This is a genomic window from Streptomyces sp. NBC_01485 (assembly GCF_036227125.1).
Classification (GTDB): domain Bacteria; phylum Actinomycetota; class Actinomycetes; order Streptomycetales; family Streptomycetaceae; genus Streptomyces.
The window spans coordinates 4233805-4248213 of sequence record NZ_CP109435.1 but is presented as its reverse complement, the minus strand read 5'-3'; the positions used below and the strand labels follow the sequence as shown (position 1 = coordinate 4248213).

Here is a 14409-nt window from a genome sequence, read left to right as displayed (position 1 = left end):
GGGTCGCTAGGCCGCGGTGGCCTCTCCGGTCACCGCGATCCGGCCCGTCAACTCCTCGTACGCCGCCCGGTCGAACTCGCCCGCCGTCGCGGCCCGTACGGTCGCCGCGGACAGGGCGACCGCGCGGGACAGGCGCTCCGGCCACGGGAGTTGGTCGACCAGGCCCGACAGCAGGCCGGCGGACGCGGAGTCGCCGGCGCCCGTCGGGTTGCCCGGGATCCGGGCGGGCGGGGTGGCGCGCCAGCGGCCCTCCGGGGTCGCCGCGATCAGGCCCTCGGCGCCGAGGGAGGTCACGACCGACCGTGCGCCGCGCCTGCGGGCGTCCTGCGTGGCGCGCAACGGGTCGTGGGAGCCGGTGAGTTCGGCCAGTTCCTCGGCGTTCGGCTTGACGATGTCCGGGCGGGCGGCGACGCCCCGGCGCAGCGGCTCCCCGCTCGTGTCGAGCAGCACGGGGACTCCGGCGGCCCGGGCGGTCCGTATCAGTCCCGCGTACGCGCCCACCGTCACCCCCGGCGGCAGACTCCCGCACAGGGCCACCGCGTCGGCCCCGGCGACCAGTTCGCCGTACACCTCCTGGAAGGCGGACCACTCGGCCGGGACGACGACCGGTCCGGGTTCGTCGAGCCGGGTCGTGTCGCCGGTGCGGGCGTCGACGACGGCGACCGTGCGGCGGGTGGCCCCGGCGACCGGGACGAGCGCGTCCACGATCCCTGCCACGGGGGCGAGTTGCTCCTGCACGACGCGTCCGGTGGCCCCTCCCACGAAACCCGTGACCGTCACCTCGTGACCGAGAGCGGCGAGCACCCGCGCGACGTTCAGCCCCTTCCCGCCGGCCCGCTCCCGCACGTCGGTCACCCGGTGCGAGGTGTGCGGACGCAGGGCCGGGACGCGGTAGGTGACGTGGAGAGCGGTGTTCAGGGTGACGGTGAGGATCACCTGGACCTCCCTCACGCATGTGCTTTCCGGAGGCCCGATCATGCCAAAGAGACGGCGACCGGCCCAGTCCTCCGGTCGGCCACCGTTTCAGTGGGAGTTTCAGGCCAGTTGGGCCAGTTGGGGATCCACCAGCCAACTGCCTTTGCGCATCACGCCCTTGAGGATGAAGTCGTCGTCCAGCAGGACCAGGTCGGCGTCCTTGCCCGGTTCCAGGGAGCCCACCCGGTCGTCAATGCCCAGCAGGCGGGCCGGGTTGGCGGACGTGGCGGCGACGACGTCCTCGACCGGGATGCGGTCGACCGTCACCGCCCGCTGGAAGGCGCGGTCCTGGGTGAGGGTGGAGCCCGCGATCGAGCCGCCCTCCACCAGCCGGGCCACGCCCTCGCTGACCTCGACCTCCAGCGGCCCGAGCAGATAGCGGCCGTCGCCGACGCCGGCCGCGTCCATCGCGTCCGTGATGAACGCGACCCGGCCCGGACCCGCGAGCCGGAACGCCAACTCCAGTGCGGCCGGGTGCAGATGGGTGCCGTCGTTGATGAGCTCGACCGTCACCCGCTCGTCCGCCAGCAGCGCGGCGATGGGGCCGGGGGCGCGGTGACCGAGCGGCGGCATCGCGTTGAAGAGGTGCGTCGCGACGGTGGCGCCGGCCTCGATGGCCTCGACCGTCTGCTCGTAGGTCGCGTCCGTGTGACCCACGGCGGCGATCACGCCGTGGTCGACCAGGAGGCGTACGGAGTCCAGGCCGCCTCGCAGTTCCGTCGCCAGGGTGACCATCCTGGCCTGGCCGCGCGCCGCGTCGAGCAGCTTGCGCACCTCCGCCGGGTCCGGGTCGCGCAGCAGCGCCTCGGAGTGCGCGCCCTTGCGGCACGGCGAGATGAAGGGGCCTTCGAAGTGGATGCCGGCCAGGTCGCCCTGCTCGGCCAGCTCGCTGAGCAGGCCGGCCTGGCGGACCAGGACGTCCATGTCGTCGGTGACGGCCGAGGCGACGAGGGTGGTCGTGCCGTGCAGGCGGTGCGTGTGGATGGCCTGCTGGACTTCGTCGGCCGTGCCGTGGAAGGAGGCGCCGCCGCCGCCGTGGTTGTGCAGGTCGATGAAGCCCGGTACCAGCCAGTGGCCGGTTGCGTCGATCACCGTCGCGCCCCCCTGCGGGGTCCCGTGCGGGGCGTTGGCGGCGATTCGGGTGCCGTCGATGGTTACGCGGCCGTTGGGGAGCGTGCCCGTCGGTAGTACCACCCTCGCACCGGCTAGTACCTGCGGGTGCGTCGTGGCTGGTCGCGCCCCGCGGCGGAGCCGCATATCGGCGCTGTCCCGCGCCCCTGGGGGGGTGGCCATCAGGTTCTTACCTCCGTGCCGTCGGTCGTGTTGAGGAGATCCCAGGCCAGTAGGCCCGCTCCCAGGCATCCGGCGCTGTCGCCCAGTGCCGCCGGGGTGATCTGCGGGAGTTTCTGGAAGGTGACCCGGTGTCGGACCGCGTCCCGTAGGGGTGTGAACAAGGTTTCCCCCGCCTCCGCCAGGCCGCCACCGATGATGAGCGTGCGGGGGTCCAGCAGGGTGAGGGCGGTGACCAGGCCGTCGGCGAGGGCGTCGACCGCCGTCTGCCAGACCCGGACGGCGTTCGGGTCGCCGGACGCGACGGCCTTGGCGCAGTCGGCGGCGTCCGCCTCCCGGTCGCCGCAGGCCGCCGCCCACGCCTCGCTCACCGCCGCCGCCGACGCGAACCGCTCCAGACAGCCCCGCTGCCCGCACGGGCACAGGGCCTGGCCGGGCCGTACGACGATGTGGCCGATCTCGCCCGCGAAGCCGTGCGCGCCCGCCTCCACCCGGCCGTCGACGCCGATCGCGCCCGCGATGCCGGTGCCCAGCGCCACGAACAGGAACCGGTCCGCGCCCCGCCCCGCGCCGATCCGGCCCTCGGCGAGGCCGCCGGTGCGGACGTCGTGCCCGAGGGCGACCGGCACGCCGAGCGCGACGGTGAGCAGCTCGCGCAGGGGGACGTCCCGCCAGCCCAGGTTGGCGGCGTAGGCGGCGACGCCGTTCGCCTCGTCGACGATGCCGGGCACGGCGACGCCGGCCGCGGCGGCGGGCTCGCCGAACTCGCGGGCACCGTGTTCGCGCAGGTCGGCGGCGAAGTCGAGGATGCCGGCGACGACCGCGTCGGGGCCGCGCTCCCGGCCGGTGGCCCGGCGCGCCCGGTGCAGCAGCGTGCCGTCCGCGCCGACCAGCGCGGCCTTCATCCCGGTGCCGCCCACGTCGAGGGCGATGACATGTCTCACCGGAACAGTGTGGACCGAGGACCCATGAGAGGTCTAGTCCACTTACGTGGTGTAGACCTTACTCCGGATAGCGGATCCAATGGTATGAACAATCAGTCGATGGACAACACCGGATGAGCCCGGTGTCGGTGGCGGGCGTTACGGTGCGGGCATGGAACGGCGAGACGAAGAGCTGGCGGAGCGGGAACGAGGGATCCTCGCCCTGGAGCGGCGCGGATTCCCCGGCCCCGGCGTGAAGGAACGCGCGATCCGCGAGGAGCTGCACCTCTCCCCGGTCCGCTACTACCAGCTCCTCAACGCCCTCCTCGACGATCCCCGGGCCCTGGCCCACGACCCGGTGACGGTGAACAGGCTGCGGAGGGTCCGGGAGTCGAGGCGCGGGGAGCGCTAGAGCCCCGGCTCAGGACACCGGGGCCGTCGCCCGTTGGCTATGGTCGCCGTATGGGCACCCAAGAGACGCACTCCACGGACCCCGACCCCCGCTCCCGCCTGCTCCCCCTCCCCACCCCCACCACCCCCGCCGGTCGCGAGGCGCTCGCCGCGATCCTCGCCCGGCCCTCCCGCACCCTCGTCGCCCTCGACTTCGACGGCACCCTCGCCCCCATCGTCGAGAACCCGGAGGACGCCAGGGCGCATCCCGACGCCGTCCCCGCGCTCGCGGCCCTCGCGCCGAAGGTCGCCGCCGTGGCCGTGATCACGGGCCGGCCCGCCGAGGTCGCCGTACGCAACGGCGGGTTCGCCGGGGTCGACGGACTGGCGCGGCTCGCCGTCCTCGGCCACTACGGAGCCGAACGCTGGGACGCCCGCACCGGCACCCTGAACGCCCCCGCCCCGCACCCCGGCGTGGCCGCCGTGCGGGCCGAACTCCCGCGGATCCTGGCGGCGGCCGGGGACCGGCCGGGCGTCTGGGTGGAGGAGAAGGGCGGCCGGGCCGTCGCCGTCCACACCCGCCGCGCCGACGACCCCCAGGCCGCCTTCGACGCGCTGCGCGCCCCCCTCACCGACCTCGCCACCCGCCACGGCCTGATCGTCGAGCCCGGCCGCCTGGTCCTGGAACTGCGCCCACCCGGCATGGACAAGGGCGTGGCCCTGCTGGACCACGTCCGCGAGACCGGCGCCCGGTCGGTCCTCTACGCCGGCGACGACCTGGGCGACCTCCCCGCCTTCGCCGCCGTCGGGAAACTCCGCTCCGACGGCGTCCCGGGCCTGCTGGTGTGCAGCGGCAGCACCGAGGTCACCGAGCTGACCGAACGCGCGGACCTCGTCGTCGACGGGCCCTCCGGCGTCGTACGGCTGCTGCGGGACCTGGCGGGTCGGGTGGGCTGAGTTCCGAGCCCGCACGCAGGCCGCTCAGCTCGGCTGAATCTCCCGTAGGGCGGTCAGCTGCTCAAGGAACCACTGGGCCGGGGGGAGCGCGGTCGCCGCCGCGGCGAGGCGTTTCGTGCGCTCGGCGCGCTCGGCCGGCTTCATGGTCAGGCCCTCGTGCAGGGCCCGGGCGGTCTCCAGGACGTCGTACGGGTTGACGACGATCGCGTCGTCGCCCAGCTCCCAGTACGCCCCCGCCTCCCGGGACAGGACCAGCGCGCAGCCCTCGTCGGACACGACCGGGACCTCCTTGGCGACCAGGTTCATGCCGTCCCGGATGGGGTTGACCAGGGCCACGTCGGCGAGGCGGTAGGCGGCGAGGGAGCGGGCGAAGTCGTCCTCCAGGTTCAGCAGGACCGGGGTCCAACCGGGGGTGCCGTAGGCCGAGTTGATCTCCTCCGCCAGGCGTCGCACCTCCGCCATGTAGTCGCGGTAGACCGCGAGATCCTGGCGGGAGGGGTAGGCGAACGCCACGTGGACGACCCGCTCGCGCCACTCCTCGTGGTCGTCGAGAAGCTGCCGGTACGCCAGCAGCCCGCGCACGATGTTCTTGGACAGCTCGGTGCGGTCGACACGGACGATGGCCTTCCGCCCCTCGCCGTCCTCGCCTTCGCCGATCTGCGTACGGAGATCCGCCATGCGCTCGTCGACGTCCGGCCGGTGCGAGCGCTCGCGCAGGAAGTCGGCGTCGGCGCCGAGACCGTGCACGCCGACCCGCGTCTTCCCCGGGCCGCCCACGAACTCCGTGCAGCACGCGGTGAACGCGTCCGCCCAGCGCCGGGTGAGGAAGCCCAGGCGGTCCGCGCCGAGCATGCCGTCCAGCAACTGTTCGCGGATGTCCTGGGGGAGCAGCGCGAAGTAGTCCGGCGGCGCCCACGGGGTGTGCGAGAAGTGGCCGATGCGCAGGTCGGGGCGGAGTTCGCGGAGCATCCCGGGGACCAGGCACAGGTGGTAGTCCTGGACGAGGACGGCCGCCCCGTCCGCCGCCTCCTGAGCCAGCGCCTCGGCGAACGCCCGGTTGTAGGCCTCGTACGACGCCCACTGGCGGCGGAACTCCGCGTCGAAGACCGGCTCCAGAGGGGTCTGGTAGAGGAGGTGGTGGATGAACCAGAGGACGGAGTTGGCGATGCCGTTGTACGCGTCGGCGTGCACGCCGGCCGGGATGGGCAGCATGCGTACGCCGTCCTCGCCGACCCCGCGCCGGACCGCCTCCCGGTCGCCGTCGGAGAGCGCCGCGCACACCCAGAGGGCGCCCACGTCGGGGCCGATGGCCGACAGGCCGGAGACCAGCCCGCCGCCCCCGCGTTTCGCGTGCAGCGCGCCGTCCTCGCGCACCTCGTAGGAGACCGGACCGCGGTTGGACGCGACCAGCACCTCTCCACCCCGAGCAGCAGTTTCGTGCGTGGAAGCCATACGCCCAACCTAGCCCGGTCGGGAACCGCTCAAACGTACGGTCGCGCACTGTGCGGGGCTGTATACAGCCCCGCACAGTGTTACAGATGAGGGGTCATGTGTGACATTTCAGGCGACCTTGCGGGTCGCGTACTCCGTGATCTCCGCCATCGGCGGCCGTTCCTCGGTGTCCACGGAGTACGTGCGCGGCGCGAAGCCGTCCGCGCTGCGCTCGAACTGGGTGAGGGCCGGACGGATCATGTGCCCGCGGGCCAGCCGGAGCTGCGCGGTGCGGTAGATCGTCGCCGCCATCCGGCCCAGCGCCTGGCCGTCCTGGTGCCGGTGCTTGCGCACCCCGACGTCCACCTGGGCGAGGGCGTCGAGCCCCACCAGGTGCAGCGCGTCGACCAGCATGCCCAGCTCCACGCCGTACCCGACGGGGAAGGGCAACTGCTCCAGCAGGCTGCGGCGGGCCGCGTACTCGCCGCCGAGCGGCTGCACGAACCCGGCCAGTTGCGGCCAGTGCATGTTGAGCAGCGGCCGGGCCATCAGCTCGGTGACCCGCCCGCCCTGACCGGCCGCACCGCCCAGCGGACGGTCGTACATGCCCTTGACCAGGTCCACGCCCGGGTCGGTGAGCAGCGGGCCGACGATCCCCGAGACGAAGTCGGAGGAGAACTCCCTCAGGTCGGCGTCGATGAAACAGACGATGTCCCCGGTGGTGACCAGCAGCGACCGCCACAGCACCTCGCCCTTGCCGGGCACGGCCGGGATCCGGGGCAGGATCGCGTCCCGGTGCACGACACGCGCGCCGGCCGCCGCCGCGACCTCCGCCGTACGGTCGGTCGATCCCGAGTCGACGACGACGATCTCGTCGACCAGCGGAACCTGGTGCATGAGGTCGTGACGGATCACGGCGACGATGTCACCGACCGTCGCCTCCTCGTTCAGCGCGGGCAGGACCACGGACACCGACTGGTTCGTGGCGCGCTTCGCGGCCATGATCCGGTGCAGTGGGCGATCGGTCACGGACCAGGAGCGGGCGGCCAGCCAGCGTTCGACTTCTTCCAGCACGGTCAGCGGCTCCTCACGTCGTGATCACAGCAGGTGCACGGCAGGTGACCGTGTGATCCATCTCGCGGTTCGGACGACTATCTCAACTGTCCTGGCCTTCGGTTACAGTCTTGAACAACGCGGATGACCATCGCATGTCCGATGTCCGAGGTCGCCGTCGTTCACAACTTCATACCGCTCATCCAGAGGGGCAGAGGGATACGGCCCGATGAAGCCCCGGCAACCCTCCAGCCGGTCTTGTCCGCGTTCGCGCGGCGAGGCTCCCGGCTCGGGAAGGTGCCAAATCCGTCTCACGGCGAGATGCGTCGTGAGGAAGATGAGGAGAAAGGGCCTCGCCTCACATGGCTGCGCAGACTGTTGGAAGCACCACCGAACCCACGCCCGTCGACCTCGGCCCCGCCGCCGCGCTGAGCTGCCGCGAGTGCGGTCACCGCGTGCCCCTCGGCCCGGTCTTCGCCTGCGAAGAGTGTTTCGGCCCCCTCGAGATCGCCTACGACTTCTCCTCCTACGACACGGAGGAGCTGCGCAAGCGCATCGAGGCGGGCCCCGCGAACATCTGGCGCTACGCGCCCCTCCTGCCCGTCCCGGCCGACGTGGCGGAGAAGCCGAACATCAACCCGGGCTGGACCAAGCTCGTCCAGACCGACAACCTCGCCCGCGAGCTGGGCGTCGACGCCGGCAAGCTCTTCGTCAAGGACGACTCCGGCAACCCGACGCACTCCTTCAAGGACCGCGTCGTCGCCCAGGCCATCGAGGCCGCGCGCGCCTTCCGCTTCACCACCCTCTCCTGCTCCTCCACCGGCAACCTCGCGGGCGCGGTGGGCGCCGCCGCTGCCCGCGCCGGCTTCCGCTCCTGCGTATTCATCCCGCACGACCTGGAGCAGGGCAAGATCGTCATGGCCGCGATCTACGGCGGCGACCTCGTCGGCATCGAGGGCAACTACGACGACGTCAACCGCTTCTGCTCCGAGCTCATCGGCGACCCGGTCGGCGAGGGCTGGGGCTTCGTCAACGTCAACCTGCGGCCGTACTACGCCGAGGGTTCGAAGACGCTGGCGTACGAGATCTGCGAGCAGTTGGGATGGCGGATCCCCGACCAGCTCGTCGTCCCCATCGCCTCCGGTTCGCAGCTCACGAAGATCGACAAGGGCTTGCAGGAGCTGATCAAGCTCGGGCTCGTCGAGGACAGGCCGTACAAGATCTTCGGCGCGCAGGCGGAAGGGTGTTCGCCGGTGTCCGCCGCGTACAAGGCGGGCCACGACGTCGTACGCCCCCAGAAGCCGAACACCATCGCCAAGTCGCTGGCCATCGGCAACCCGGCGGACGGGCCGTACGTCCTCGACATCGCGCGGCGGACGGGCGGGGCGGTGGAGGACGTGACCGACGAACAGGTCGTCGACGCGATCGGGCTGCTCGCCCGGACCGAGGGCATCTTCGCGGAGACGGCGGGTGGGGTGACCGTCGGCGTGACGCGGAAGTTGATCGAGAGCGGGTTGCTGGATCCGACGCTCACGACGGTCGTCCTGAACACCGGTGACGGTCTCAAGACGCTCGACGCGGTGGCCGGGACCGGGCTCACGGCGACCATCCGTCCCAACCTGGAGTCGTTCCGCGAAGCCGGGCTCGTGTAGCAGTCGTCGTTGTTCGTCTGCGGGCCGGTGAGGGCTTGTCGCGCCCACGCGGCGGTAGCCGCAGATTCCACCCAGTCCCGCGCCCCTAGGTGCGTTTCCCTGACCGGAGGTCTCAGCAATGAGCGTTACTGTCCGCATCCCGACCATCCTCCGCACCTACACCGGCGGCGCGGCTGAGGTGTCGGCCGAAGGGGGGACCCTCGGTGAGGTCATCTCCGATCTGGAGAAGAACCACACCGGGATCGCCGCCCGGGTCCTGGACGACCAGGGCAAGCTGCGGCGGTTCGTCAACGTGTACGTGAACGACGACGACGTCCGCTTCGAGCAGGGGCTCGACACGGCGACTCCGGACGGCGCCGGCGTTTCGATCATCCCGGCTGTCGCCGGCGGCTGAATGGTCACTGACCGTCGGTCAGTACCCGCCGGTAGTAACCGTCGGTAACAGCGATTACCGAGAGTTCATCGAATTGCCCTCTCCGCGATAGAAGCGGAGGGGGCAATTCAGTGTGGTTGAGCGCGGTACAGTTGGGGAACCGGGTCGGGATCAAGAGATCCGGAGCCTTTTGTTTCTGCCCACCGCCCGATGAGAAGCAGCCAAAGTGCGCGCCTCATTCGTGGCTTTTGTGGCTTTTGCGGGGCCCGACTTGCCCTGAGTTCTGGCGAATTCTCGCCACATTCCGGATCTCGCACGTCCAGAATTCTCGTCCAAGTGACCTGTTGCAGAGGGCAGTTGGACAGATACATTCGGCCGCGGTCGACGCGTTCCGGCGCACGCCCCCAATCGTGTGGGGGGTGAGGTCTGACCCGGATCCGCGAAGTGCGGATCTGTGCAAGGGCCAGTAATAGGGGAGTTAGGCATGGCTCAGGGCACCGTCAAGTGGTTCAACGCGGAGAAGGGGTACGGCTTCATCGCGGTCGACGGTGGTGCGGATGTATTCGTCCACTACAGCGCGATTCAGATGGACGGCTACCGCACCCTGGAAGAGGGTCAGCGGGTCGATTTCGAGATCTCGCAAGGCCAAAAGGGGCCGCAGGCGGACATGGTCCGTCTTGCGACCGGCTGAAGCACGCGCCGACTGACAGCGTCGTTCTTCTGTACGTCCGCATGTCTGTACGTCCGCATATCGCTGAAGGGTTCGTACCTCCCGGGGTACGGGCCCTTCAGTCGTGCCCGGGGCGGTCGTCTCCAAGCCCCGGCCGGGCCCCTTGCCGGGACTGTTGTCGGGACCCTTGCCGGGACCGTTGTTCACCTGCGGATTGCCTCGAGCCGCTTGCACTCGGCATGGTCGAGTGCTAATCATTGGCGTTAGCACTCTGCAGGTGAGAGTGACAACGAGGATCGGGTCGGTGAGGCCCGCAGGCCAGGTGGGGCAAGGAACCACGAGGCCGGCGAGCCGTCCGTCGCGGGCGCCAGCACGGTCCGGAGCAATCCACCCCAGTCCGGGAGGACCACTTCACATGGCCAAGATCATCGCGTTCGACGAGGAGGCACGGCGCGGCCTCGAGCGCGGCATGAACCAGCTCGCGGACGCCGTGAAGGTGACGCTCGGCCCCAAGGGCCGCAATGTCGTCCTCGAGAAGAAGTGGGGCGCCCCCACGATCACCAACGATGGTGTTTCCATCGCCAAGGAGATCGAGCTCGAGGACCCGTACGAGAAGATCGGCGCCGAGCTGGTCAAGGAAGTCGCCAAGAAGACGGACGACGTCGCCGGCGACGGTACGACCACGGCGACCGTCCTCGCCCAGGCGCTCGTCAGGGAAGGCCTGCGCAACGTAGCCGCCGGCGCCAACCCGATGGCTCTCAAGCGCGGTATCGAGAAGGCCGTCGAGGCCGTCTCCGGTGCCCTGCTGGAGCAGGCGAAGGATGTCGAGACCAAGGAGCAGATCGCTTCCACGGCCTCCATCTCCGCCGCCGACACCCAGATCGGCGAGCTCATCGCCGAGGCGATGGACAAGGTCGGCAAGGAAGGCGTCATCACCGTCGAGGAGTCCCAGACCTTCGGTCTGGAGCTGGAACTCACCGAGGGTATGCGCTTCGACAAGGGCTACATCTCGGCGTACTTCGCCACCGACATGGAGCGTATGGAGTCCGTCCTCGACGACCCGTACATCCTGATCGCCAACTCGAAGATCGCCAACGTCAAGGACCTGCTCCCGCTCCTGGAGAAGGTCATGCAGTCGGGCAAGCCGCTGCTGATCATCGCCGAGGACGTCGAGGGCGAGGCTCTGTCGACGCTGGTCGTCAACAAGATCCGCGGCACCTTCAAGTCCGTCGCGGTCAAGGCCCCGGGCTTCGGCGACCGCCGCAAGGCGATGCTGAACGACATCGCCATCCTCACCGGTGGCGAGGTCATCTCCGAGGAGGTCGGTCTCAAGCTCGAGAACACCTCCCTGGACCTGCTGGGCAAGGCCCGCAAGGTCGTCATCACCAAGGACGAGACGACCATCGTCGACGGCTCCGGCTCGTCGGACCAGGTCGCCGGGCGGGTCAACCAGATCCGTGCCGAGATCGAGAACAGCGACTCGGACTACGACCGCGAGAAGCTGCAGGAGCGCCTGGCGAAGCTCGCCGGCGGTGTCGCGGTCATCAAGGCCGGCGCCGCCACCGAGGTGGAGCTCAAGGAGCGCAAGCACCGCATCGAGGACGCCGTCCGCAACGCGAAGGCCGCCGTCGAGGAGGGCATCGTCGCCGGTGGTGGCGTGGCGCTCATCCAGGCGTCCTCCGTCTTCGAGAAGCTGGACCTCGAGGGTGACGAGGCGACCGGCGCCAACGCCGTGCGCATCGCGCTCGAGGCCCCGCTGAAGCAGATCGCCGTCAACGGTGGTCTCGAGGGTGGCGTCGTCGTCGAGAAGGTCCGCAACCTGCCCATCGGTCACGGCCTCAACGCCGCCACCGGTGAGTACGTGGACATGATCGCCGAGGGCATCATCGACCCGGCGAAGGTGACCCGCTCTGCGCTGCAGAACGCCGCCTCCATCGCCGCGCTGTTCCTCACCACCGAGGCCGTCATCGCCGACAAGCCGGAGAAGTCCTCGGCCCCGGCCGGCGGCGGCATGCCGGGCGGTGACATGGACTTCTGATCCCCTCGAGGATCGGCGGTTCATCGCGGTACACGACCGAGGGCGGCACCCCAGTTCCGACGGGGGTGCCGCCCTCGGGCGTTTCCGGGACTTGTCCCGGCGTGCGGGTCCGGGGCATCCGGGTCAGTCGGCGTAGTCCTTCAGCTTTTCGGTGTCGAGGGTGAGTGTCCTTTCTGGTGCTCGCCGGTCCATCGCTGCACGGATCCCGGCCGCGTGGGCGCGGATGGCCGACGCGGGGAGGGGCGCGTCGGAGGAGGCGGGCGCGTGTTCGCCGCGGCACGCGCCGCAGAAGCCGCCCGGCAGCGCTTCGGTGCGGCCGGGGATTCCGCACTTCGCGCACTCCAGCATCCGGCCGGGCGGACGTGGGCCGGGCGTGTGTGGGGCGGGCGGGCGTGGGGCGGGCGGTTCTGGCGGGATCTTGTCCGCCAGGCGGCGCTGGAGCAGGGCCGCCGGGCTGTGGATCGGGGTGGGCAGGCCGGCGGTGAGGGCGGTGAGGAGGGTTTCCTCGGTGGCCCCTCGCGCGAACCACTCCTCCACCAGCGGGGCGAGCCGCGTGCAGTCGGCGGCGGACAGGGACAGGGCGGGGGCCGTGCGGCCGAGGGCTGCGAGCAGGATGTGGGCGCGGGAGCGGGTGGGGCGAGGCGGTTCCGCCGACCGCTCCGACTCCGGCAGGTCGCCGCGGATGAACGTGGCCCACCAGTCGTCGTCGCGCGCGGTACGGGTGAACCACGTTCGGGTGACCCAGTGCGAGCTGCCCGACTCGGTCTCGACGCGTTCGCGACCGCGCCTCAAGTGACCTGTCCGCTGGAGGTTGTTGAGGGCCGTCCGCAGCGCGCACTGGCCGTACGGGAGCGTCTTGGCCAGCGTCTTCACGGAGATGTCGGTGCCGCCCGGGAGCCGGTCGATGTACGCCGCGACGGCCGCTTCGCGGGGCGGGAGGTGCGCGAAGTCGTGGTTCGCGCGGGGAAGTTCGCCGGGCGCGGAGCGCTTGCCGTACCCCGGACTGGCCATCGGGTGCGGGGATGCGTGCGCGGGCAGGGCGGCGTGATTAAGCTTGGCGTCAGCCACGGATCGACTCTCATTCGATCTTGTTGGTCAAGCCCCCGCAGGTGTTGGTAGCACCTGACGGGGGCTGTTCGTTGTGCGCAGGCTAGAGCCCGGTGACTGTCCGTGGCAAGTCGGTCGCCGCGCGTCAAATCGCAGGGTGGGTGGGTGGGTTGAGGCCCTCCACCCATTCCACGCAAAGAGGGCTCGGAGCTCGCCGCTTGAGCTTCGGGCCCGACCGGCCCGGCCTGGCCCGGCCGGCGTGTTCCGGATCACAGGGGGTTCCGGCGGGGCGGCGGAATGCCGGTGGCGGGTGGAGCGGTTGCTGTTGGTGGCGGTCGATGCGTGTGCACATACCGTGCGGGACGTATGACTGTCCGATGCCTGAAGACCATCCGAAGACTGCTCGACGTCTGACCGACCTCTCAGAGGAGCCCTTGTCGTGACTGCCACCCCCTCCGCGGCCCCCGCCCCCTCCCGTGCCGCCGAGATTCTTTCCCGGCCGGTGTCCATCAACGGGCTGACCGTTCCGAACCGGATAGCGATGGCGCCGATGACGCGTATGTTCTCGCCGGACGGGATTCCCGGTGAGGACGTCGTGTCGTACTACGCGCGGCGCGCCGCCGCCGGTGTCGGGCTCATCGTCACCGAGGGGACGTACGTCGGGCACGACTCCGCCGGGCAGAGCGACCGGGTGCCGAGGTTCCACGGTGAGGAGCAGTTGGCGGGCTGGGCGAAGGTCGCCGAGGCCGTGCACGCGGGCGGCGGGACGATCGTGCCGCAGCTGTGGCACATCGGGATGGTGCGCAACCAGGGTGAGCCGCCGTTCGCCGACGCGCCCGCCGTCGGGCCTTCCGGGGTGCGTCTCGACGGCACCGAAGGCGCCGGCAAGGCGATGACCCAGCGCGACCTGGACGACGTCATCGGCGCGTTCGCGCAGGCGGCCGCGGCCGCCGAGCGCATCGGATTCGACGGTGTGGAGATCCACGGCGCGCACGGCTACCTGCTCGACCAGTTCCTGTGGGCCGGCACCAACCGCCGCACCGACGCCTACGGCGGCGACCCCGTGGCCCGTGCGAAGTTCGCCGCCGAGATCGTCGCGGCCGTCCGCGAGACCGTCTCGGCCGAGTTCCCGATCATCTTCCGCTACTCGCAGTGGAAGCAGGAGGCGTACGACGTGCGGCTCGCCGAGACCCCGGAGGAGCTGGAGGCCATCCTCGCCCCGCTCGCCGCCGCCGGTGTCGACGCCTTCCACGCCTCCACCCGCCGCTACTGGCTCCCCGAGTTCGACGGCTCCGACCTCAACCTCGCGGGCTGGACGAAGAAGCTCACCGGCAAGCCCACCATCACCGTCGGCTCGGTCGGCCTCGACGGCGACTTCATCGGCGGCTTCGCGGGCGAGGGCTCCCCGGTCAAGGGCATCGACGACCTCCTCGACCGGCTGGAGCGCGACGAGTTCGACATGGTGGCCGTCGGGCGTGCGCTGCTCCAGGACCCGGAGTGGGCCGCCAAGGTCCTCGGCGGTCGCCTCGACGAGCTGGCGCCCTACGACGCCGCCGCGCTGAAGACCCTCAGCTAGGGGTTGGGCGTCAACTGCCGGGTATGGTCCGGGA

Annotated in this window: 13 protein-coding genes and 1 riboswitch; of the genes, 7 read left to right on the top strand and 6 right to left on the bottom strand. The window is 70.9% G+C overall.

What is annotated here, in order from left to right:
* Positions 1 to 6: 6 nt before the first annotated feature.
* The 3 genes from OG352_RS19390 to OG352_RS19380 all read right to left on the bottom strand — a co-directional run bounded on the left by OG352_RS19390 (position 7) and on the right by OG352_RS19380 (position 3209).
* A complete protein-coding gene (locus OG352_RS19390; protein ID WP_329218493.1) occupies positions 7 to 936 on the bottom strand; it encodes a 1-phosphofructokinase family hexose kinase in 930 nt (309 codons plus the stop codon).
* A 99-nt stretch (positions 937 to 1035) separates the two neighbouring features.
* Positions 1036 to 2232 carry an N-acetylglucosamine-6-phosphate deacetylase gene (nagA, locus tag OG352_RS19385; RefSeq protein ID WP_329223887.1) on the bottom strand — a complete coding sequence of 399 codons (1197 nt, stop codon included), beginning with the start codon at positions 2230 to 2232 and terminating at the stop codon, positions 1036 to 1038.
* A 35-nt stretch (positions 2233 to 2267) separates the two neighbouring features.
* Positions 2268 to 3209: an ROK family protein gene (locus OG352_RS19380; protein WP_329218492.1), complete on the bottom strand. Its 942-nt coding sequence runs from the start codon at positions 3207 to 3209 to the stop codon at positions 2268 to 2270.
* 151 nt (positions 3210 to 3360) lie between these two features.
* Between OG352_RS19380 and OG352_RS19375 the strand changes: the two genes are divergently transcribed.
* Together OG352_RS19375 and otsB are read left to right on the top strand one after the other, a co-directional pair.
* Complete coding sequence (locus OG352_RS19375) at positions 3361 to 3600, top strand: DUF3263 domain-containing protein (RefSeq protein ID WP_093775401.1); 240 nt, start codon at positions 3361 to 3363, stop codon at positions 3598 to 3600.
* A gap of 50 nt (positions 3601 to 3650) precedes the next feature.
* Entirely contained in the window at positions 3651 to 4535 is an 885-nt protein-coding gene (otsB, locus tag OG352_RS19370) for a trehalose-phosphatase (protein ID WP_329218490.1), read from the top strand.
* 24 nt (positions 4536 to 4559) lie between these two features.
* Here the strand turns inward: otsB and OG352_RS19365 are convergent, their stop codons facing one another.
* Together OG352_RS19365 and OG352_RS19360 are read right to left on the bottom strand one after the other, a co-directional pair.
* Positions 4560 to 5987, bottom strand: a complete 1428-nt coding sequence (locus tag OG352_RS19365) for an alpha,alpha-trehalose-phosphate synthase (UDP-forming) (protein WP_329218489.1) — start codon at positions 5985 to 5987, stop codon at positions 4560 to 4562.
* A gap of 108 nt (positions 5988 to 6095) precedes the next feature.
* Entirely contained in the window at positions 6096 to 7040 is a 945-nt protein-coding gene (locus OG352_RS19360) for a glucosyl-3-phosphoglycerate synthase (RefSeq protein WP_329218488.1), read from the bottom strand.
* A 175-nt stretch (positions 7041 to 7215) separates the two neighbouring features.
* A riboswitch (SAM riboswitch) is annotated at positions 7216 to 7363 on the top strand.
* Positions 7364 to 7381: 18 nt separating this feature from the next.
* On the opposite strand from OG352_RS19360, the gene thrC reads away from it, so the two are divergent.
* The 4 genes from thrC to groL all read left to right on the top strand — a co-directional run bounded on the left by thrC (position 7382) and on the right by groL (position 11752).
* Complete coding sequence (gene thrC / locus OG352_RS19355) at positions 7382 to 8671, top strand: threonine synthase (protein ID WP_329218487.1); 1290 nt, start codon at positions 7382 to 7384, stop codon at positions 8669 to 8671.
* 118 nt (positions 8672 to 8789) lie between these two features.
* A complete protein-coding gene (locus tag OG352_RS19350; RefSeq protein ID WP_329218486.1) occupies positions 8790 to 9065 on the top strand; it encodes a MoaD/ThiS family protein in 276 nt (91 codons plus the stop codon).
* Between the two features lie 463 nt (positions 9066 to 9528).
* Entirely contained in the window at positions 9529 to 9735 is a 207-nt protein-coding gene (locus tag OG352_RS19345) for a cold-shock protein (RefSeq protein WP_007493268.1), read from the top strand.
* A 394-nt stretch (positions 9736 to 10129) separates the two neighbouring features.
* Positions 10130 to 11752: a chaperonin GroEL gene (groL, locus tag OG352_RS19340; protein WP_329218485.1), complete on the top strand. Its 1623-nt coding sequence runs from the start codon at positions 10130 to 10132 to the stop codon at positions 11750 to 11752.
* A 123-nt stretch (positions 11753 to 11875) separates the two neighbouring features.
* Here the strand turns inward: groL and OG352_RS19335 are convergent, their stop codons facing one another.
* Positions 11876 to 12763 carry a hypothetical protein gene (locus OG352_RS19335; protein WP_329223886.1) on the bottom strand — a complete coding sequence of 296 codons (888 nt, stop codon included), beginning with the start codon at positions 12761 to 12763 and terminating at the stop codon, positions 11876 to 11878.
* 475 nt (positions 12764 to 13238) lie between these two features.
* Between OG352_RS19335 and OG352_RS19330 the strand changes: the two genes are divergently transcribed.
* A complete protein-coding gene (locus OG352_RS19330; protein ID WP_329218484.1) occupies positions 13239 to 14375 on the top strand; it encodes an NADH:flavin oxidoreductase in 1137 nt (378 codons plus the stop codon).
* Positions 14376 to 14409: the final 34 nt, after the last annotated feature.

Bases quoted from the DNA above. Each gene is read 5' to 3' on its own strand.
- OG352_RS19345 (WP_007493268.1), top strand. From the start codon at position 9,529: ATGGCTCAGGGCACCGTCAAGTGGTTCAACGCGGAGAAGGGGTACGGC.
- OG352_RS19335 (WP_329223886.1), bottom strand. From the start codon at position 12,763: ATGGCCAGTCCGGGGTACGGCAAGCGCTCCGCGCCCGGCGAACTTCCC.
- otsB (WP_329218490.1), top strand. From the start codon at position 3,651: ATGGGCACCCAAGAGACGCACTCCACGGACCCCGACCCCCGCTCCCGC.
- OG352_RS19350 (WP_329218486.1), top strand. From the start codon at position 8,790: ATGAGCGTTACTGTCCGCATCCCGACCATCCTCCGCACCTACACCGGC.
- thrC (WP_329218487.1), top strand. From the start codon at position 7,382: ATGGCTGCGCAGACTGTTGGAAGCACCACCGAACCCACGCCCGTCGAC.
- groL (WP_329218485.1), top strand. From the start codon at position 10,130: ATGGCCAAGATCATCGCGTTCGACGAGGAGGCACGGCGCGGCCTCGAG.
- nagA (WP_329223887.1), bottom strand. From the start codon at position 2,232: ATGCGGCTCCGCCGCGGGGCGCGACCAGCCACGACGCACCCGCAGGTA.
- OG352_RS19375 (WP_093775401.1), top strand. From the start codon at position 3,361: ATGGAACGGCGAGACGAAGAGCTGGCGGAGCGGGAACGAGGGATCCTC.
- OG352_RS19365 (WP_329218489.1), bottom strand. From the start codon at position 5,987: ATGGCTTCCACGCACGAAACTGCTGCTCGGGGTGGAGAGGTGCTGGTC.